Genomic DNA, 20117 nt, shown 5'->3' with positions numbered 1-20117 from the left:
GGTCCCCGTCATTGCGAGCGCAGCGAAGCAATCCAGGGCCAAAAAGGAAGTCTGGATTGCTTCGTCGCGGAGCCTGCCCTCGGGCTCGCCAGAGGCGAGACCCGGGGGCTCCTCGCAATGACGGCCAATCAGCCCCCCAACGCGCCCTGCGTGTTCACGTAGAGCGCGTAGATCGACTGGCTGGCGGCCATGAACAGGCGGTTGCGCTTGAGGCCGCCGAAGCAGAGGTTGGCGCAGCGCTCGGGCAGAGCGATGCGCCCGATCGGCGCGCCGTCGGGCGCGAACACCATGACGCCGTCGAGCTCGGGGCTGCCCATGCCCCAGCCGCACCAGAGATTGCCGTCGATGTCGCAGCGCATGCCGTCTGGCGTGCCCGGACCGGCATCGATGTGAACACGCTTGTTGGACAGCCTGGTGCCATCCGCGGACACGTCATAAGCGAGGATCTTGCGGGTCGGCACGCCCCTGGATTCGACGACGTAGAGGATGGATTCATCGGGCGAGAAGCACAGCCCGTTCGGGCCCAGCACGCCCTCGGCGACGATGGTCGCCTGGCCGGTGGCACCGTCGATCCGGTACACGTGGGTGTCGATCTCCGGCTCGGCCTTGTAGCCCTCGTAATTGCCGAGCAGGCCGAAGGTCGGATCGGTGAACCAGATCGATCCGTCAGATTTGACGACCACATCGTTCGGCGAGTTCAACCGCTTGCCCTCGAAGGAGTCCATCAGCACCGTGATCGACCCGTCATACTCGGTGCGGGTGACGCGGCGGCCGCCATGCTCGCAGGTGACGAGCCGGCCCTGGCGATCCCTAGTATTGCCGTTGGCGAAATTCGACGGCTTGCGGAACACCGAGACGGCCCCGGTCTCCTCCTCCCATTTGAGGATGCGCTGGTTGGGGATGTCGCTGCACAGCAGGTAGCGCCCGTCGCCGAACCACACCGGACCCTCGGCCCACCGCAGTCCCGTCGCCAGCCGTTCGACGGCCGACAGTTTGAGCCAGTACTTTTCGAAGCGCGGGTCGAGCGCCTGGATCGCCGGATCGGGGTAGAAGGTGGCAGGATGAAAGCCTTGAGCGTTTCCGTCGGGCATTTTGCTGGTCCCGTTATTGCGCGTTTGCGATCTCTGCTATCATTGGAGCTCAACGACCGCAAACCTGCGGGCCGAACACGAGGGATGAAATGCCACGTATCTTGATGACCGGTGCGAGCGGTGGGATCGGCACTTCCTTGCGGAAGCTGCTGCCGCCAATCTATCCGGACCTGCTGCTCAGCGACCTCAGGGCGCCGGCGGATCTGTCCAGCCAGGAGACGTTCAAGGCGGCCGATCTTGCCGACCTCGCCCAGGTGGAGGCGCTGTGCGAGGGCGTCGACGGCATCATCCATTTCGGCGGCTATTCGGTCGAGGGCTCGTGGAACGACATCCTGCAGGCCAACATCATCGGCGGGTACAACCTTTTTGAGGCGGCCCGCCGCAAGCGCGTCAAGCGCATCGTGTTCGCATCGTCGAACCATGCGGTGGGTTTTTATCCGCGCCACCGCAAGATCGACAACGACGTGCAGCCGCGCCCCGACGGCCGCTACGGCGTCAGCAAGGTGTTCGGCGAGGCCCTCGGCTCGCTCTATGCCGACAAGCACGGGCTGAAGGTGACGTGCATCCGCATCGGCAATTTCGGCGACAAGCCGCTCGATCGGCGTCGGCTGTCGATCTGGCTGAAGCCGGAGGATCTGGTGCAGCTTTGCCGTATCGGGCTGGAGCATCCGGACATTTACTTCGAGGTGCTGTACGGAGCCTCGCTGAACGAGCGCGCCTGGTGGGACAACCAGCGTGCCTACGATCTCGGCTACCGCCCGACGGGCCGCGCCGAGGATTTCCGCGAGCACGCCTTCGCCGAGCAGGCCAAGCTGCCTGCCGATCCGATCGGCGACTACTTCCAGGGTGGTGCGTTCTGCAGCACCGAATTCGACGGCGACACCAGCCGGATCATCGACTGGGGTTGATGCGGAGGTCGTCATTCCGGGGCGCGTCCGCAGGACGCGAACCCGGAATCTCGACATTGAGAGAGTAAGACACTTCTGGATTCCGGGTTCGCGCTTTCGCGCGCCCCGGAATGACCAAGAGATAAATGAAAGACAAGAACGACCATGACCGACGGCTTGCGCAAGGGACTGACCGCTTACGGCGATGCCGGATTTTCGCTGTTCCTGCGCAAGGCCTTCATCAAGGCGGCCGGCTATTCCGACGACGCGCTCGACCGCCCGATCGTCGGAATCACCAACACCTACAGCGACTACAATCCCTGCCACGGCAACGTGCCGCAGATCCTGGAGGCAGTGAAGCGCGGCGTCATGCTGTCGGGCGCGATGCCGTTCGTGTTTCCGACCATCTCGATCGCCGAGAGCTTTGCGCATCCGACCTCGATGTATCTGCGCAACCTGATGGCGATGGAAACCGAGGAAATGATCCGGGCGCAGCCGATGGATGCCGTGGTTGTCATCGGCGGCTGTGACAAGACCTTGCCGGCGCAGATCATGGCAGCAGTGTCGGCCGATCTGCCGACGGTCGTCATTCCCGTGGGCCCCATGGTGGTCGGGCATCACAAAGGCGAGGTGCTCGGCGCCTGTACCGACTGTCGCAGGCTGTGGGCGAAGTATCGCGCCGGCGAGATGGACGATAGCGAGATCGAGGCGGTCAACGGCCGGCTGGCGCCGTCGGTCGGCACCTGTATGGTGATGGGAACGGCCTCGACGATGGCCTGCATCACCGAGGCGCTCGGCCTGTCGCTGCCGATGAGTGCGACGATCCCCGCGCCGCATGCGGAGCGTTTCCGCTCGGCCGAAGCGAGCGGCCGGGTGGCGGCCGAAATGGCCAACGCGAAAGGGCCGAAGCCAAGCGAGCTGTTGACGCCGGCCGCGTTCCGCAATGCGCAGGTGGTGCTGCAGGCGATCGGCGGCTCGACCAATGGTCTCGTTCACCTCACCGCGATCGCCGGACGTACGCCGCATGCGATCGACCTCGATGCCTTCGACGAGATCGGTCGTGAGGTGCCGGTGCTCGTCGACCTCAAGCCGTCCGGCGATCACTACATGGAGCATTTCCACCATGCCGGCGGCGTGCCGAAGTTGATGAAGCAACTCGGCGATCTCATCGACCTCGACTGCCGGTCGATCACCGGCCAGTCGCTGCGCGAGATCGTGGCCGCAGCCGAGGACGTGCCGGGCCAGGACGTGATCCGCGCGCGCAAGGACGCGATCAAGCCCGAAGGCGGGCTCGCGGTGCTTCGGGGCAATCTCGCTCCACGCGGCGCCGTCATCAAGCACTCGGCTGCGAGCCCCAAGCTGCTGCAGCACACCGGCCGCGCCGTCGTGTTCGAGTCGATCGAGGACATGACCTTGCGGGTCGATGATCCCGATCTCGACGTCTCCGCCGACGACGTCCTGGTGCTGCGCAATGCTGGCCCGAAGGGCGCGCCGGGCATGCCGGAAGCAGGTTATCTGCCGATCCCGAAGAAGCTCGCTCGCGGCGGCACCAAGGACATGGTGCGCATCTCTGATGCGCGGATGAGCGGCACGGCGTTCGGCACGATCGTTCTGCACATCACCCCTGAGTCAGCGGTCGGCGGCCCGCTCGCGCTGGTGCGGACCGGAGACATGATCCGGCTCGATGTCGCCAAACGCAGTATCGATCTGCTGGTGGACGACGCTGAGCTGGCGAAACGCCGTGCCGCGCTGCAACAGCAGCCGACGCCGGAATGGGCCGAGCGCGGCTACGCCCATCTGTTTCATGAGACCATTCTGCAGGCTGATGACGGCTGCGATTTCGACTTCATGCGCCGCAGGGGCAAGGGCTGAGCTACTTACCCATCATCGGTAGCGATGGGCGGCGCCGCGAGTGGCGGGGCGTCCTCAATTGACAATCCGACGCGGCCGGTGGGATGATCCCCGAAAATCATAACTCGGGGAGGGGCTCGTGAGAGGTCGTAGCAAGCTCATTAGTGCGTGGGCGTTCGCAGTTGCGATCGCTTCTGCCGCAGCTGCGAGCGCGCAGGACGTCAAGCATTATCGCTTCGCCTACGATCAACCCCGGAACACCGGCTATTCCATCGCCGGAGACCTGTTTGCCGACAAGCTCAAGGAGCTGAGCAAGGGCAGCATGCTCATCGACCAGTATCCGGGCGCGCAGCTCGGGCAGGAGCCGCAGATCCTGCAACTGGTCAAGGCAGGCGATGTCGACTTCGCGATCGTCTCCTCCGCCAACACAGCGACGATTTCGCCCCAGGCGGGCGTGATGTCGCTGCACTTCCTGTTCCGCAATGAAGCTCATGTGATCAAGGGGCTGGCCGATCCGCAGGTGTTCGAGGCGATCAGGACCATGATCGACGAGACCACGCAGGGCCTTCACGTGATCGGCACGGGCTCTCAGGGCGTACGCCACATCTACAGCAAGAAGGAGATCCACAAGGTCGACGATATCAAGGCCATGAAGATCCGCGTCCAGGCCACCGCGACCGAGGACACGATGTTCCCGGCCTATGGCGCACAGACCGTGCATATGCCGTTCGGCAGCGTCTACACTTCGCTGCAGACCGGCGTGGTCGAGGCTGCGGAAAACAGCATCAATGTCTATCTCGTCAACAAACACTACGAGGTGGCGCCGGTGCTGTCGCTTACGGAGCATGAGGCCAACAATGCCCTGGTCTTCATCAGCGACAAGCTCTGGCAGAGCCTGTCGGCCGAGCAGCGGCAATGGGTGCTGGCGGCGGCTGCCGAAATCAGCGCGAAGGAGCCGGCGAAGGCATTCGAGCTGGAACGAACGGCGGCCACCAAGCTCAAATCGCTCGGCGTCAAGATCGTCGAGGACGTCGACAAGAAGAGCTTCACCACGATCGCCGATCCCTATCTCGACAAGCTTGCGAAGGAGCTCGGCCCGCACGCCGAAAAGATCAAGAACCTGATCCGTGCGATCAATTGAGCCATTGCAACGAGAAGCTCCGCAGTTTGGCTCCCGGCGTCTGCGAAGACGAGGGAGCGTGATCGGGAACGACGAGTAAGCCGATGTCCATCGCCGACAAGCTCGTGCTGCAACGGCAGCGTCATCTGAAGTGGCGCCAGCTCGACCCGCTCGAGCTGGTGCTGATGATGCTGTGCGGCGCGCTGTGCTTCGGCTTCTCGATGTCGGTAACCGCCGACATCGTCACGCGCACCATCGGCCATCCCTGGCTGTGGCTGCAGGAGGTCACGTCCAGCCTGTTCGTCTATGCGATCTTCGTCGGCGCTGCGGTTGCGACGCGCCGCAACGATCACCTGTACCTGACCGCGATCGCCGAATCCATGCATGGCATGCCGCGCCTCGTCGTCGAGATCGTGTTGCGTCTCGTCGTGCTCGGGGTCGCGCTGTGCCTGGTCTGGTACGGGTACCTGAACTTTCTCCGTGGCTTCGGCAGCTTTCGGCTGCCCTCGGGTACGCCGATCGCCTCGCTCTACATCATCATTCCGCTTTCCGGCGTGCTGATCGCGCTCTTTGCCGTTGAGCAGCTGGTCAATGGCATCGCCAATGGCTTCGATCATCCGGAGTTACCGGAACACGAGGCTGTGATTCCGCCGCCGCACACCAGCGCTGGTCGGAGCGATCGGACGTGAGCCCTCCAATCATCCTCGCGCTGATGTCCATCTGCTTCCTGTCGTTCGGCTATCTCGGCGTGCCCGTGCCGTTTTCGCTGCTGGCAGGCGTGTTCGTCGGCGCCTTCCTCGCCGACGTCTCGCTCGCAGCGATCGTGCAGAAGATCTTCGATGGCGTGGATTCTGAGGCGCTGCTTGCGATCCCGTTCTTTCTGCTGGTCGGCGAGCTCATGAGCTCCGCCAATGTCGTGGTTCGGATCGCCAACCTGTCGGTGTCGCTGGTCGGGCATATCCGGGGTGGGCTGTCGCAGGTCGTCGTCGTGTTCAGCATGTTCTTCTCGGAAATGTCGGGATCGACCACCGCCGATGTCGCGGTCATGAGTCGCGCGCTCGGCGGACCGATGCGGCGGGAAGGGTATGAGCCGGCGTTCATCGCAGCCATCATTGCGGCCGCCTCGACCATTGCGGCGCTGGTGCCGCCGAGCATCACCGCGGTCGTCTACGGCGCCGTGGGCAATGTCTCGATCGCCGGTCTGTTCATGGCCGGCGTGGTGCCGGGCTTCATGATCGGCTTCGGACTGATGATCTATTGCTACTTCTTCGGTCCCTCCGGGCTGCGCAAGCCGCGCGCGCCGCTCCGGCAAGTAATGTTCGCGGGCGCAGATGCGGCGCTGCCGCTGATGATCCCGGTGATCCTGCTCGGCGGCATCCTGACCGGCTGGTTTACGCCGACCGAGGCCGGCGTGGTCGCGGTGGCCTGGATCATCCTGGTTGTCATCCCGGCGCTCAACCGCGGTCACCTCAAGAAGATCCCTTACGATTTCTGCTTGGCGGGACTGATCTTCTCGCTGCCGCTGATCACCATCGGCGCCGCCAATGCGTTCGGCTGGATGCTGGCCTATCTGCGCGGTGCGATCTTCATCACCGACTGGATCACCTCGATCGCCGGCAATGATCCGCACCTGATCATGCTGTTGATGGTGCTGCTGTTCACCGTGATCGGCGATTTCATCGAGCCGGTGCCGACCATCATCATCTTCATGCCGCTGGTCAACGCGCTGACGCAGGCCGGCGATATCAACGGCGTGCACATGGGCGTGGTGCTGATCGCCACGCTCGCGTTCGGCCTGATCACGCCGCCCTATGGGCTGGTGCTGTTGATGGCGTCGAAATTCGTCGGCGTCAGTTTCGGCAAGGCATTGCGTGCGGCGCTGCCGATCTATGTCGTGTTCCTGATCACCATCACCTTCACGATCTATTTCCCCAGCGTCGTGCTGTGGCTGCCCAAGCACGTCATTCCGGAGTCGGTCGGCTGCTTCAAGTCGCCAGCCGGGACCGGTTACATTTGCCCGAATTGAGTGAGGCAAATCCTCTATCTGTCCTTGCGGGTGAACTTCCGTGTCGCGGTCACGAATTCGTCGGTATGCATGCAATTGATGATCGCGTCGCGTTCGGCCGCGAGCTGATCCTCGACCGAGCTGGTCGGGGCGCGATGGATCAGCGCCTTGGTTGCGGAGATCCCGGCCGGCATGTTCTGCGCCAAACGCTGCGCGAGCGTCTGGGTGGCCGCGGCAAGCTCGGAGGCGGGGACGACCTTGGTGACGAGGCCCCATTCATAGGCCTGCGCGGCCGTAAAGCTGTCCTCGGCCAGAAAGATCTGCAGTGCGCGCCTGACGCCGACGCTGGCGACCACTCCGATCGTACCACCGCCATCCGGCGAGACACCAAGCTTGGAATAGGCCGGCGTGAATCGCGCTTCCTCGGCGGCGATACAGAGGTCGGCGGCGAAGGCCAGCGACAGGCCGGCGCCGGCGGCGGAGCCGTGCACGCTGGCCAGCACGATCTTGGGCATGCGCCGCAGGCGCGCGATGAAGGCGTGATAGTGGTGCAGCAGCTCGCTGACCACGGGAGTGATGGTGCCGGCTTCGGCCGCAGCGCCGATCGTCTGCAGATCGCCGCCGGCGCAGAACGCGCGGCCTTCGCCCTTCAGGATCAGCACCCGGATGGTCTCGTCGGCTTCGACCTGGGCGGCGAGCTGCTCCAGCCGCTTGGCGATGGCGAGGTCGATGGCATTGAACGCCGCCGGACGGTGGAGCGTGATGGTCGCGATCGGACCGTCAATGCCCAGACGGGCAGGTTCCGCTGTTGCGTCCGACATTCATTCCTCCCGGGATGTGGTTGTTGCCGCATTTAAACTGCACACCGGGACCGGTGACAATGCCGGGGAAGTCTGCCACAACCCGGTTCCGCTGCATGGACAAATGACAGAATGGGGCAGGGAGCAGTGACGAAGGGACCGGTTGTGATCGTTGGTGCGGGGCATGCGGGCTTTCAGCTCGCCGCCTCGCTGCGTCAGGCAGGCTTTGCCGATCCCATCCATCTGATCAACGACGAGTCGCATCTGCCGTACCAGCGTCCGCCGCTGTCGAAGGCGTATCTGAAGGGCACCGGCGGTCCCGAGACCTTGATGTTCCGGCCGCAGAAATTCTATGCCGACCAGAGCATTGACCTCGTCTACGACCGTGTCATCTCGGTTCAGCGCGACGCGCGCAAGGTGCTGCTCGCCTCCGGCAAGGCACTCGACTATGGGCACCTCGTGCTCGCGACCGGTGCCCGCAATCGCCTGCTCGACATTCCCAACGCCAGTCTCCCCGCCGTCCGTTACTTGCGCATCCTCGACGACAGCGAAGCGCTCAGGACCCTGCTCGGCGATGCCAGGCGCGTGGTCGTGATCGGCGCCGGCTTCATCGGGCTCGAATTCGCGGCCACCGCGCGCATCAAGGGCCTCGAGGTCGACGTGCTCGAGCTCGGCACGCGGGTGATGGCGCGGGCGGTGACGGCCGAGATTTCCGACTACTTCCAGAAGCAGCATGCCGATGCCGGCGTGCGCATCCATCTCGGCGTGCAGGCGACCAGCATCGAGGCCGACGGCAACAAGGTCACCGGCGTCAGCCTGAGCGACGGCCGGCACATCCCGGCAGATCTGATCGTGGTCGGCGTCGGCGTGCTGCCGAATGTCGAGCTTGCGGCCGAGGCTGGATTGCAGGTCGGCGCGGGCATCGTCGTCGACGAATATCTGCTGACCGGCGATCCGCACATCTCGGCGATCGGCGACTGCGCGCTGTTTTCCAGCCAGCGCTTCGGCGGCACCTTGCGGCTGGAATCGGTGCAGAACGCCACCGACCACGCCCGCTGCGTCGCGGCGCGCCTCACCGGCGACGCCAAGCCTTATGACGGCCAGCCGTGGTTCTGGAGCGATCAGGCCAACGACAAGCTCCAGATTGCGGGGCTCACCACGGGCTATGACCAGGTCGTGCTGCGCGGTGACCCGGCGCAAAAGGCGTTCTCCGCATTCTGTTACAAGGAGGGCCGGCTGGTCGGCATCGAATCCGTCAACAAGGCCGGCGACCACATGTTCGGCCGCAAGCTGCTCGGGGCGGGCGGCACGATCGACGCAGACAAGGCCGCTGATCCGAGCTTCGATCTGAAGAGCGCTCTCGCCTAGAGCAGCGCGCGCACCTCCTCGGCCGAAGGCATCGACGGGCCGGCGCCCATCCGCTGCACCGAGATCGAGGCGGCCAGATTGGCATAGCCGATCGCCTCGGCCATCGGCGCGCCCTGCGACAGCCTTGCGGCGAGCGCGCCGACGAAGCAGTCGCCGGCGCCGGTGGTGTCGACGGCCTTGACGGCGCGGCCTTCGACCAGCCTGGCCTCGCCATCGCTGACGGCAACCGCGCCGCGCGCGCCGAGTGTGACGCAGACCGTCTGGTCGGAATTGGGCTTGAGCGCCCGAACCGCGTCCTTCACCTGCTGCAGCGAGGGGGCATCGCCGAGCTCGATGTCGGCCAGAAAGCCGAGCTCGGTCTCGTTGAGCACGAGGACGTCGATCAGCGCAAACAGCCCGCTGTCGAACGCGCTGGCAGGGGCCGGGTTGAGAATCGTGGTCGCGCCGACGGCCTTCGCGCGTTGGAAGAACGCCGCGATCGTCGCTTGCGGAATCTCGAACTGGCTGACGGCCACGTCTCCCGCTGCCAGGGCAACCTGCGCCAAATCCTCGGCGCCCAGCTCGGCATTGGCGCCCGGGATCACCACGATGGTGTTGTCGGCCTTCGCCAGCGTAATGATCGCCGTCCCGGTTGATGCGCTGGTGCTCTCTTTTACGGCAGCGAGATCGATGCCCTGATCGGCGAGGAAGGCCCGCAACTGCGCGCCGAATCCGTCACGGCCGAGCCGGCCGATCAGCGCTGTCGGCACGCCCAGCTTGGCCGCTGATACCGCCTGGTTGGCACCCTTGCCGCCCGGGAAGTACATCACCGACTGCCCGGCGACGGTCTCGCCGATGCGCGGATGCCGCTCGGCCGTCGCCACCACATCCATGTTGATGCTGCCGGCGACGATGACACGGCCCATATGACGTCTCCCTCACGCGCCGCTAGACGCGGGCCTCGAATTCCTGCCTCACCAGATCGATGTCGGCGAGCGTCGGCAGGCCGGCCTCGTTGCCGAGCTTCTGGATCTTGAACGTCGAGGCCGCGCGCGCGAACTCGAAATGCTCCTTCCAGCTCTTCGCGGGATTGGCGAGGTAGGAATAGACATAGGCGCCGTGGAAGACGTCGCCGGCGCCGTTGGTGTCGATCACACGCTCGCGCGGGATCGGATAGGCCGGCAGCGTATGCACCGCGCCGAGCTCATCGTACCACAGCAGGCCCTTCTCGCCCTGGGTGACGCCGCCGATGCGGCAGCCGCGGCTCTTGAGGTAGTCGAGCATCTTCTCCGGCGTCAGGTCCATCTGCTCGCAGAGGCGCTCGGCGACGATCGCGACGTCGATGTATTCCAGGAGATCGTGCGTATTGGTGCGCAGGCCGCCGCCGTCGAGCGAGGTCAGGATGCCGGCCTCGCGGCACAGCTTGGCATAATGGATTGCGGCGTCGGGCTGGTGGCCGTCGACATGAAGCGCCCGGCAATTTCCGAGGTTGAGCAGCGGGAACGGGTGGATATGCGCATCGTCGCGGCAGCGCACGATGGCGCGCTTGCCATCCTTCGGCATGATGAAGGACAGCGACGAAGCATTGACCTTCCGGGGATGCACGGAGATGCCGTACTTCGCCGTCATGTCCTGGAACATGCGGCCAAGCCAGTCGTTCGCGATCGTCGCGATCAGGTCCGGCACGATGCCGAGCTTGGCGCAGCAAAATGCCGCAGTCACCGCATTGCCGCCGAACGAGACGGCGTAGTCGGATGCGACGTGCTTCTCATCCCCGGTCGGCATGTGGTCGGTGATGAACGTGACGTCGATGTAGGTCTGTCCGATGAAAAGGGCCTGCATGGGTATTTCTATCTCACTAAGGGGTGATCGCGGCCCCGGCACCGCAGATTAGCAAGCGGTCGAGGCGGATCAACGCTGAAATTCTTCGTAAAATCGTCACCATGGTGGTTGAGATCGGCCCGGTGCAACCGCCAGCCCCCTGCCGCCGCCTCTTCGGTCGCGCTATGGTTGCCGGCCTGCAGGAGCAGATTCGGGAGTGGAAGATGACTGTCTATGCGGGTCCGGTGTTCGAAATGGCCGCCAACCAATTCAATGTGATCGCCGATCATCTTGGTATCCCAGGCGACGAACGCGACCGTTTGCTCCTGCCCAAGCGGGCGATCACCGTCTCGTGTCCGATCCATCGCGACGACGGTACGATTGCGGTTTACGAAGGCTACCGGGTTCAGCATCTGCTGACGATGGGGCCGACCAAGGGCGGCACGCGCTTCGCGCCGACGGTCGACATCGGCGAGGTCGCGGCGCTCGCGATCTGGATGAGCTGGAAGTGCGCCCTGGTGGGCCTGCCCTATGGCGGCGCCAAGGGCGGCATCAACGTCGATCTGTCCAAACTGTCCCGGCGCGAGCTCGAATCGCTGTCGCGGCGCTACATGCAGGAAATGATTCCCTTCGTCGGCCCGCACACCGACGTGATGGCGCCCGACATGGGCACCAACGAGCAGGTCATGGCGTGGTTCATGGATACGTATTCCATGTACCAGGGCCAGACGGTGATGGAGATCGTCACCGGCAAGCCGGTGTTCTCCGGGGGCACGCTCGGCCGCCGCGAGGCGACCGGACGCGGCGTTGCCCACGTCTCGCGCCGGGTCATGGACGAGCTCGGGATCGACCCGACCAAGTCCACGGCCGTGGTGCAGGGCTTCGGCAATGTCGGCTCCTACGCCGCGCTGGGCTTCCACCAGATGGGCATGAAGGTGATTGCGGTCAGCGATCATACTGGCGCGCTCCACGATCCCCGTGGCCTCGATATCCCGGCGCTGATGGAGCACGCGACCAGGACCGGCAGCATTGCCGGCTTCTCCACCGAGCTCGCCTTCGATCCGCACCAGATCCTGACCTTGGCCTGCGACATCCTGGTGCCTGCGGCGGTCGAGCGTGTGATCGATGCCAAGGTGGCCGCGCATCTGAAGTGCCGCGTCATTGCCGAGGCCGCCAACGGCCCGACCACGCCGGATGCCGACCTGGTGCTCGACCAGCGCCGCAAGGAGATCTTTCTCATTCCCGACATTCTCTGCAACTCCGGTGGCGTCGTCGTCAGCTACTTCGAATGGGTGCAGGACCTGCAGCAGCTGTTCTGGGAAGAAGAGGAGGTGATGCGGCGCGAGTACCAGATCCTCGATCGCGCCTTCGAGCGGATGGTGACGCGCGCCAAGGCCGACGACATCTCGCACCGGACCGCGGCGATGGCGATCGGGGTGGAAAAGGTGCGCGCCGCCAAGAACTCGCGGGGGCTGTTTCCGTGATCACCGGGCTCGACCACGTCGTCGTCCTGATCGAGGACGTCGCCGCAGGCACCGCCGCCTTCGAGGCGCTGCTCGCGCGCAAGCCGTCCTGGCAGAATTCGGGGGAGGGCGCCGACCGCGTCCTCTTCACGCTGGACAACATGACCCTGGAGCTAATGGCCCCGGCCGGCGCCAGCCCCGCTGCCGACCGTATCCGCAACGTCATCAAGATCTGGGGCGAGGGGCTCGCCAGCATCTGCTTCGCCACCAACGATATCGCCAGGATGCATCGTAGGCTGGAGCGCGTGGCGCTGAAGCCGGACCCGATCACCGAGGTCGAGAACACCGATCGTGTTTCGGGCCGGACGCTGCACTGGAAGCGTACGCGCGCCATGACCGACCTGACCCGTGGCGTGCGCATGTTCTTCCTGGAGCTGGCCGAGCGGCGCCCGCCTTCCGAAAAGACCGCCGACTCCGCCGTTCTTGGCCTCGACCACGTCGTTGTCTCCACCGAAGATCCGGAACGCGCGGCCGCGCTCTATGGCGCACGGCTCGGCCTCGACATGGCGCTCGACCGCACCCATCAGGAATGGGGGCAGCTGATGTTCTTCCGCTGCGGCGACCTGATCGTCGAAGTGGTGAAGCGTCCGGTCGCCGGCAACGACAAGGCGCACGACAAGCTCTGGGGCCTGAGCTGGCGGGTGGCCGACATCGATGCGACGCGCGCACGGTTGCTGGCCGCCGGCCTGCAGGTGTCCGAGCCCCGCGCCGGCCGCAAGCCGGGCACGCGGGTGATGAGCCTCTATAGCGGCACCTGCGGTATCCACACGTTGATCCTGGAGAAGACCCCGCGCGCGGCGGAGTGAGCCGGTGCGATGATGTCGCCACTTGACTCTGCCGCCGCCGTGCGTCGTCCCCGCCGCGTCTTCATGCTCGGTGCGACAGGAACCATTGGCCGTGCCACAGCTCGTGCACTGGTCGCGTGCGGGCACGAGGTGGTCTGCTTCGGTCGGCCACGCCATGACGCTGTGAAGGTCCCGCATGTGACCATCAGGACGGGTGACGTCACCGATCCCACCTCGCTCGCGCGCGACGGCTTTTGCGACGAGCATTTCGACGCCGTCATGTCCTGCATGGCCTCGCGGACCGGGGTGCCCAGGGATGCCCAGGCGATCGACTACCAGGCCCACGTGAACGTGCTCGAGGCGGCGCGAAATGCCGGAGTGAGTCATTTCGTCTTGCTCTCCGCCATCTGCGTGCAGAAGCCGCTGCTCGCCTTTCAACAGGCCAAGCTGGCGTTCGAGGCGCAGCTGATTGCGGCAGGCTTGACCTATTCCATCATCCGGCCCACGGCGTTCTTCAAATCGCTGTCGGGGCAGGTCGAGCGCGTCAGGCAAGGCCGACCATTTCTCGTGTTCGGCAACGGCCGCCTGACGGCGTGCAAGCCGATCAGCGACGACGATCTCGGCGGCTATCTGGCCGGGTGCCTCGATGATGAAAGCCGCTGGAATAAGGTGCTGCCGATCGGCGGTCCAGGGCCGGCCATTACGCCGATCGAACAGGGCGAGCATCTGTTCGCGCTGCTGGGACGCAAGCCGCAATTCCGGCACGTCCCGGTGGCGCTGCTCGACGCCATCATCGGCGGGCTCGATCTGGCCAGGCGGATCGTGCCCTCGCTCGCCGACAAGGCGGAGCTCGCCCGCATCGGCCGCTACTACGCCATCGAATCCATGCTGGTGCTCAACCCCGCCACCGGCCGCTACGATGCCGACGCCACGCCGTCGACGGGCTCGGAGACGCTGTTCGACTACTACGCCAAGCTGATCCGCGGCGAGGCGGAGGCGGAGCGCGGTGACCACGCGGTGTTTTGAGTCCCGGTCTCTCCCCGTCATTGCGAGGAGCGAAGCGACGAAGCAATCCAGAGTCGCGGGCGCGGCCCTGGATTGCTTCGCTTCGCTCGCAATGACGATGGTGAGGGTTGTGTTGAGGCGGTAAGACTTTTGCTGATGCCGGTGAGACATGCGGTCACCATCTCGCGGCGCGTTTCGCGTCCGAGCTTTTCCGATGGACCTGCCCTCTCTGAGCAGAGGGCACGGGGAATGCCGGGCGCTGGCCGCACCCATGGCCCGCCTGCGAAAAAAATGCAGGCGGCAGGAACCACAGGTTCAGCCGAAAACACCCGGCATTCCCCGTGCGATGGTTTTCACGGCTGCTTCGCGATCTCCCCGGTGCGCCGGGCTTTCTGGCCACCGTTGCCTGCGCGACGCGCGAGCGTCGACGCAAACGTAACACCAGCGTCGGGGTGTCAGGACCACGCGACTTGACCGTGCGCATCGATGCCGTTCGTCGGCGCGGAACAACCACGCTGCGACACCAACACGCCCACCGCATCCCGCCTCAACGTTCGTGACGACCGCGAAGCGCCCCTCTTATCGAGACGGGACGGCGATATCCAACCATGATTTCTGGAAAAAAGAAAGAGGAATTATTCGCGGGAAGTACTGGATGCGGTATCTGTCTGGGCCGGCTTATGAAATTAGTTTTTCGACGCGGGCGATTCAGACGGAGACGTTTGTGAAGCGCTGGCCGATCGTGCATTCTGCCTCGAACGTAGCGCGGACGAGCCGCCCGTCGATCGGTATGGTGACGAGACGCGAGCTGAATTCGAAGGCGAAGGAGTGGTGATGCTCGAGTTCTGCTCAAATTCGGATTCCTCGTCCTTCATCTGGAAAACCTGGGCCAGCGAGAGGGTCTTAGCCGCCCGGGAAAGAAGGAAGTGCTGTGCCATATGATGCCCCTCTCGTCTATGAGGCCTGTCATATGTGATAGGTTGCGGACTTGTCACAGCAGCCTATCAGATATGATAGCCTCTGGAATGGAGGCGCCATGAATATCAAGTCGGAAGAGGCATGGGCCGAGCGCGCTGCAGCATTCCTAAAACATAAGTGGAAAGATGCCGAGGTCACCTATGCCGATCTGGCGAGGCGACTTCGGAAGCATGGGCTGAAGGAAACCGAGGCCTCGATCACGAATAAACTGGCGCGGGGAACATTCCCGGCGACATTCTTCCTTGCGTGTATTGCGGCATTGGAACTCGAAGGAGTAGCTTTGGAGGAGATTTAGCGGCGAGGCTCTAGGTATGAGGCGGTCACCTGATTTAGCAGTTGGTTTCGTGCTTGGCTTTGCGGTGATGCTGCTAATTTTCTTATTTAGCTCAGATTTTACGGCGCATTACGAGATATGCGAGCCAGCAAATACCGGCGCAAAAGACTGCGCCTCCTACAATATGCTGTCTTACGCGTTCCATAAAATAGGAACTACACTCGATGCTTTGAACGGTGCCATCACGGCTATAGCGACGGCATTCATCGCGTGGTTCACCCTCTCTCTGCGGCAATCTACTGACAAGCTCTGGGAGGCCGGCGAAAGACAAATCGCGATAGCCAATGTGAGTGCCGAGACTGCACAACGGGCCGCCGTCACTGCTGAGCGTGCTTTGACTGTCGTGGAGAGAGCCTTCATAATGATCAGCGATATAAGTATAGTAACGATATCGCAGTATCATACGATCATAGTGCACAGAATAAACGTCAACGTGCTCAATTCCGGAAGAACTCCAGCCCGCAACTACGTTAGCTGCGTAAACTTGGTTGTCGTCGATGATTTGCCCCATGATTTCCGTTTTGCCGACAGGACCCATGATGGATTGGTTGCCGGTGTCATAGGACCGCAGTCCCGCACTTATTTTCAAGTCGACGTATTCATTCAAGACGCTCTCGCTACCCACGAAGGAAGAAAAAAGACCTTCATTTATGGGTGGATGGAATACGACGACATCTTTCCCGATAGTGCGAGGCATAGGACTGAATTTTGCGTGTCGGTCGAGGTATTCACCGACCCCAGAGTGATGCCCGAAGTAATATCCGGCCATCCCGCCTCGGTTCTGACAGTGCGCCCATATGGGCGGTATAATGCATATGATGAGGACTGCCTGTATCGTCCCGGCCAAACTCCGATAGCGGAAGAAGGTGAACTTCCTGTCCCAACCGAGCCGCTCGTTATCTCGCCGCCGCCCGGATTTCAGCAGCCACCACGAATGAACGTGCAATTTCAGTACGCCCCAACAAAGGGCGAATAGGCGCTTGTGGCGTTTGCGCCGTAATACCCGGTCTTTCAACAGCATCCGGCCGTGTCACCGGCGGATTACGCTGCGCTAATCCGCCCTACAGAGCACGGACTGACGTGCTCCGATCACTCCGCGCAACGCGATCTTCGCCTCACCCCTCGACCACGCACGGCACGCTCGCAAAGCCGCGAAACCGCACCCGCCCGCCGCGGACCGGGGAGCCGTCGAGCTGGTAGTTCGGAAACCGTGAGAGAAAGCGCGCAATCGCGACCGCGCCTTCCAGCCGGGCCAGCGCCATCCCCGCGCATTGGTGCGCGCCGGTGCCGAAGGCGAGGTGGCGGTTGGCGGGGCGGGCGATGTCGAAGCGCTCGGGATCGTCGAACTGGGCGGGATCGCGGTTGGCGGCGCCGATGCATAGTGTGATGGAGGTGCCGGCCTCCAGCCTGACGCCGCTGAGCTCGACAGCTTCTGTCGTCATGCGGTTGCCGAGCTGGTTGGAGCTTTCGTAACGCAGGATCTCCTCGACGGCGGTGCGGATCAGGCCGGGCTCCTCGATCAGCCGCTGTCGCTCGGCCGGATGCTGGCACAGCAGAACGAGGCCGTTGCCGATCAGATTGGTCGTGGTCTCGTGGCCGGCATTCAGCAGGAAGATGCAATTGTGCAGCAGCTCCGTCTCGCTCAGCCGCTCGCCATCGGCTTCGCCCAGGATCAGCCGCGTCAGCACGTCGCGTTCGGGATTGCCCGGCGTCGTGCGCCGCCGCGCCACCAGACCTCTTAGATAGGTCAGGAAATCTCCGACGGCCTGGTTGCCGCGGGCCAGCTGCTCCGCCGACAGCACCGGCTCCAGCGCGCCGAGAATCGCCAGCGACCAGTCGCGCAGCGGCGCGCGCTCGTCATGCGGAACGCCGAGCAGATTGCCGATCACCTCGATCGGAATGGCGGAGGCGAAATCGTCGATCAGCTCGAACCGGTCCTTCGCTGCGATCCGGTCCAGCAGCCCGTCGACCAGCGCGATCAAGGCCGGCTCCATCTCGGCGATCGCGCGCGGCGACAGCGCGCCCATGATCAGGCGGCGCACCCTTGTGTGTGCCGGGGGATCGTTGAAGACGAGGCTCGTGGTGTGATGCTCGTACAGCAACGAGGCGCCGTATTTGGGCGCGAACTCGCGCTTCTTGTCGGACGAGAACGTCTTCGTCGCCTTGTAGGCGGTGACGAGATCGTCGTAGCGGGTCAGGAAGTAGGAGCCGTTGCGCAGCCGCTTGACCGGCGCATGCTGCCGCAGCGCGCGATAGGTCGGGTAGGGATCGGCATAGAACTCCGGCGTCAGGCGCTCGAGATCGAATTGGCTGGCGAGCGCGGCGTCGTCGGTCATCTCTGGTCCTCCCGGCCGATTCTTGGTCTTATCGGCGCGACCGTCGCACGGCCGGGGTCAGAAGAAAATCCGCCGGGCAGGGGCGCTCCGTCGAGGCCTCATCTGCGTGCGCGGGCCGTGCCGCAGATCCGCCTTGTTGAGCGGTATATTATTGCCATCGACGACGGAGCGTCCTTCCCAGCGATTTCAAGGACTTGGCCACCGGTCGCTGCTGCGTTGCGGCATGTTTCTTGACATAGATCAAGTGAGTATTTACTCACAGGCGATGTCCACTTTGCGCATGACAAGCGATCTCCGGCGGCAGCTGATCCTCGGTGCAGCCAAGCGTTGCTTCGCGCGTCACGGCTATGCCGGGACGACGACCAAGAGCGTGGCTGCCGCGGCGGCGATCTCGGAAGCGCTGCTGTTCAAGCACTTCCCGTCCAAGGCGGCGCTCTATGCCGACATCCTCGCCGAGGAGTGCGAGGCCGATCCCGACTTCGAGCTGCTTCTTGGACAGGAACCTTCGACCGCCACCTTGGTCAAGCTGATGGCCGGCATGGTCCGGCATTTCCTGGGCATCGCCGACGGCCTCAACGACGAGGAAGAGCAGCGGCTGCGACTGATGGTCACGAGCCATCTCGAGGATGGCGAGTTTGCCCGGTTTCTCTATACGAAGATCGACGATCTGATTGGCGCCAAATTCGTCCAATGCCTGGAAGGCGCTGTCACCTCCGGCGAAGCGGTGCGATCGGCGGCGGCCCCTCGCGATCTGTTCTGGTTTGCCCATCACACCGTGTTGATGGCGGCATTGACGCGGCTTCCATCGACCCCGTGTGTGCCCTATGGAACCGCAGCGAGCCTGGAGCGCCAGCTCAGTGAGTTCATCCTGCGCGGCATCGGACTGACCGACGCCGCGATTGCGTGCTATCTCGACCACGAATTGTCGCAACCTCCGGCCCGGCCGGCGACGGCAGAAAGTGCATGACATGAACATTGCGACCGAACCCAAGCTCTCCGGAAAGCCGATCGACGACAAGCCGCGCAAGCGCACCCGCCCGGTGCTGTGGTTCATCGTCGTGGGCTGCCTGCTCGCGGCGCTGGTTGGCGGCTTCGTGTGGTTCAACATGTTCCGCGACAAGATGATCGCGCAGTTCTTCGCCAACAACAAACCGCCGCCGATCAACGTCAGCGCCGCGACGGCGACCCCGGAGACGGTGCCGAACCTCCTGATGGCCGTCGGCGATCTCGCCGCCGTGCATCAGGTCAACGTGACCTCCGATGTCAGCGGCCGCATCACCGAGATCATGTTCACCCCGGGCACGACCGTGAAGCAGGGCGCGCCGCTGGTGCAGCTCTATGATGCGCCTGATCAGGGCGATCTCGCCAACTACAAGGCCCAGGTGACGGTGGCGCAGCTGTCGCTCGACCGCGCCAAGCAGCTGGCGTCGCGCCAGTTCGGCCCGCAGGCGACCGTCGATCAGGCCCAGGCCGCCTATGACCAGGCGCAGGCCGGCATCGCCAAGACCGAGGCCCTGATCGCGCAGAAGCTGGTGCGCGCGCCGTTCGACGGCGAACTCGGCGTCCGCAAGGTGGAGGTCGGCCAGTATCTCAGCGCCGGCACCCAGATCGTATCGCTGACCGATCTGTCGGAGCTGTGGGTCAACTTCACCGTGACCGAGAAGGACTCGGGCCAGCTCAAGGTCGGCCAGATCGTGCGCGTCGGCGTCGATGCCTATCCGGGCAGGACGTTCGAGGGCAAGATCACGACGATCGAGCCGCAGATCGCGACCGACACCCGCAACATCCGGGTGCAGGCGACGATCGCCAATCCGGAGCGCATCCTGAAGCCGGGCATGTTCGCGACCGCCACCGTGGTGCTGCCGGAGAAGCCGCCGGTGCTGACGGTGCCGGAGACGGCGGTGGACTACACGCTCTATGGCGACTCGGTGTTCGTCATCAACGAGAAGAAGACCGACGACGGCAAGACCACGCTGACGGCCGATCGCACCTATGTGCAGACCGGCGACCGCATCAACGGCCGCGCGGTCATCATCAAGGGCGTCAAGGAGGGCGACCGTGTCGTCGCCGTCGGTCAGCTCAAGATCCAGTCCGGCGCCGCGGTCTCGATCTCGACCGATCCGCCGCCGCCGATGCCGGCCAAGCCGCCGCGCTACTAAGCGTTGCGCTGATCCAAGGACGGGCCGCCATGACGAGGCGGCTCGTTGACCCCCGAAGCTGCCTCCTGCTGACGA

The 20117-nt window shown here is 64.1% G+C and carries 18 protein-coding genes; 13 read left to right on the top strand and 5 right to left on the bottom strand.

Annotated features, from left to right (window positions below; translation table 11 throughout):
- Positions 1 to 128: 128 nt before the first annotated feature.
- Positions 129 to 1091, bottom strand: a complete 963-nt coding sequence (locus S58_RS25130; RefSeq protein ID WP_015668196.1) for an SMP-30/gluconolactonase/LRE family protein — start codon at positions 1089 to 1091, stop codon at positions 129 to 131.
- A gap of 89 nt (positions 1092 to 1180) precedes the next feature.
- Here S58_RS25130 and S58_RS25125 point away from each other — a divergent pair, with 89 nt between their 5' ends.
- The 5 genes from S58_RS25125 to S58_RS25105 all read left to right on the top strand — a co-directional run bounded on the left by S58_RS25125 (position 1181) and on the right by S58_RS25105 (position 6975).
- Entirely contained in the window at positions 1181 to 1999 is an 819-nt protein-coding gene (locus S58_RS25125) for an NAD-dependent epimerase/dehydratase family protein (RefSeq protein WP_015668195.1), read from the top strand.
- Positions 2000 to 2143: 144 nt separating this feature from the next.
- Positions 2144 to 3850, top strand: coding sequence for an IlvD/Edd family dehydratase (locus tag S58_RS25120; protein WP_015668194.1), 1707 nt, complete (start codon positions 2144 to 2146; stop codon positions 3848 to 3850).
- Positions 3851 to 3989: 139 nt separating this feature from the next.
- Complete coding sequence (locus tag S58_RS25115; protein ID WP_042340912.1) at positions 3990 to 4970, top strand: TRAP transporter substrate-binding protein; 981 nt, start codon at positions 3990 to 3992, stop codon at positions 4968 to 4970.
- A gap of 83 nt (positions 4971 to 5053) precedes the next feature.
- Positions 5054 to 5638: a TRAP transporter small permease gene (locus S58_RS25110; protein WP_015668192.1), complete on the top strand. Its 585-nt coding sequence runs from the start codon at positions 5054 to 5056 to the stop codon at positions 5636 to 5638.
- A complete protein-coding gene (locus tag S58_RS25105) occupies positions 5635 to 6975 on the top strand; it encodes a TRAP transporter large permease (RefSeq protein ID WP_015668191.1) in 1341 nt (446 codons plus the stop codon). The genes S58_RS25110 and S58_RS25105 overlap by 4 nt, the downstream gene beginning before the upstream one ends.
- A gap of 14 nt (positions 6976 to 6989) precedes the next feature.
- On the opposite strand, the gene S58_RS25100 is transcribed toward S58_RS25105, so the two are convergent.
- Positions 6990 to 7775, bottom strand: coding sequence for an enoyl-CoA hydratase/isomerase family protein (locus S58_RS25100; RefSeq protein WP_015668190.1), 786 nt, complete (start codon positions 7773 to 7775; stop codon positions 6990 to 6992).
- Between the two features lie 111 nt (positions 7776 to 7886).
- Between S58_RS25100 and S58_RS25095 the strand changes: the two genes are divergently transcribed.
- The gene (locus S58_RS25095; RefSeq protein WP_015668189.1) at positions 7887 to 9122 is read left to right on the top strand and encodes an NAD(P)/FAD-dependent oxidoreductase; all 1236 of its coding nucleotides are present in this window, start codon (positions 7887 to 7889) and stop codon (positions 9120 to 9122) included.
- Here the strand turns inward: S58_RS25095 and S58_RS25090 are convergent.
- Together S58_RS25090 and S58_RS25085 are read right to left on the bottom strand one after the other, a co-directional pair.
- Positions 9119 to 10027, bottom strand: coding sequence for a ribokinase (locus S58_RS25090; protein ID WP_015668188.1), 909 nt, complete (start codon positions 10025 to 10027; stop codon positions 9119 to 9121). The two genes, S58_RS25095 and S58_RS25090, sit on opposite strands and share 4 nt — an antisense overlap.
- 22 nt (positions 10028 to 10049) lie before the next feature.
- Positions 10050 to 10943 carry a sugar kinase gene (locus tag S58_RS25085; protein WP_015668187.1) on the bottom strand — a complete coding sequence of 298 codons (894 nt, stop codon included), beginning with the start codon at positions 10941 to 10943 and terminating at the stop codon, positions 10050 to 10052.
- Positions 10944 to 11146: 203 nt separating this feature from the next.
- Here S58_RS25085 and S58_RS25080 point away from each other — a divergent pair, with 203 nt between their 5' ends.
- From S58_RS25080 to S58_RS25060, 5 genes are all read left to right on the top strand, one after another.
- Positions 11147 to 12406 (top strand): Glu/Leu/Phe/Val family dehydrogenase, encoded by a 1260-nt coding sequence (locus tag S58_RS25080; protein WP_042340911.1) that lies wholly within the window; start codon positions 11147 to 11149, stop codon positions 12404 to 12406.
- Positions 12403 to 13251, top strand: coding sequence for a VOC family protein (locus S58_RS25075; protein WP_015668185.1), 849 nt, complete (start codon positions 12403 to 12405; stop codon positions 13249 to 13251). Before S58_RS25080 ends, S58_RS25075 begins: the two co-directional genes overlap by 4 nt.
- Before the next feature lie 63 nt (positions 13252 to 13314).
- Positions 13315 to 14256, top strand: coding sequence for an NAD(P)H-binding protein (locus S58_RS25070; protein WP_042340204.1), 942 nt, complete (start codon positions 13315 to 13317; stop codon positions 14254 to 14256).
- Positions 14257 to 15271: 1015 nt separating this feature from the next.
- A complete protein-coding gene (locus tag S58_RS25065; RefSeq protein WP_015668183.1) occupies positions 15272 to 15508 on the top strand; it encodes a DUF6471 domain-containing protein in 237 nt (78 codons plus the stop codon).
- 16 nt (positions 15509 to 15524) lie between these two features.
- Positions 15525 to 16523 (top strand): hypothetical protein, encoded by a 999-nt coding sequence (locus S58_RS25060; RefSeq protein ID WP_015668182.1) that lies wholly within the window; start codon positions 15525 to 15527, stop codon positions 16521 to 16523.
- A gap of 139 nt (positions 16524 to 16662) precedes the next feature.
- Here S58_RS25060 and S58_RS25055 read toward each other — a convergent pair whose 3' ends face one another.
- On the bottom strand, positions 16663 to 17883 hold the full coding sequence (locus tag S58_RS25055) for a cytochrome P450 (RefSeq protein WP_015668181.1): 1221 nt from the start codon (positions 17881 to 17883) through the stop codon (positions 16663 to 16665).
- A 280-nt stretch (positions 17884 to 18163) separates the two neighbouring features.
- On the opposite strand from S58_RS25055, the gene S58_RS25050 reads away from it, so the two are divergent.
- Together S58_RS25050 and S58_RS25045 are read left to right on the top strand one after the other, a co-directional pair.
- Entirely contained in the window at positions 18164 to 18850 is a 687-nt protein-coding gene (locus tag S58_RS25050) for a TetR/AcrR family transcriptional regulator (RefSeq protein WP_042340203.1), read from the top strand.
- 1 nt (position 18851) lies between these two features.
- Positions 18852 to 20042 carry an efflux RND transporter periplasmic adaptor subunit gene (locus tag S58_RS25045; RefSeq protein WP_015668179.1) on the top strand — a complete coding sequence of 397 codons (1191 nt, stop codon included), beginning with the start codon at positions 18852 to 18854 and terminating at the stop codon, positions 20040 to 20042.
- The last annotated feature ends 75 nt before the right edge of the window (positions 20043 to 20117 follow it).

It is taken from the genome of Bradyrhizobium oligotrophicum S58, from assembly GCF_000344805.1.
Classification (GTDB): domain Bacteria; phylum Pseudomonadota; class Alphaproteobacteria; order Rhizobiales; family Xanthobacteraceae; genus Bradyrhizobium; species Bradyrhizobium oligotrophicum.
The sequence above is the reverse complement of the archived record's forward strand: the minus strand, read 5'-3'. Positions and strand labels throughout refer to the sequence as shown.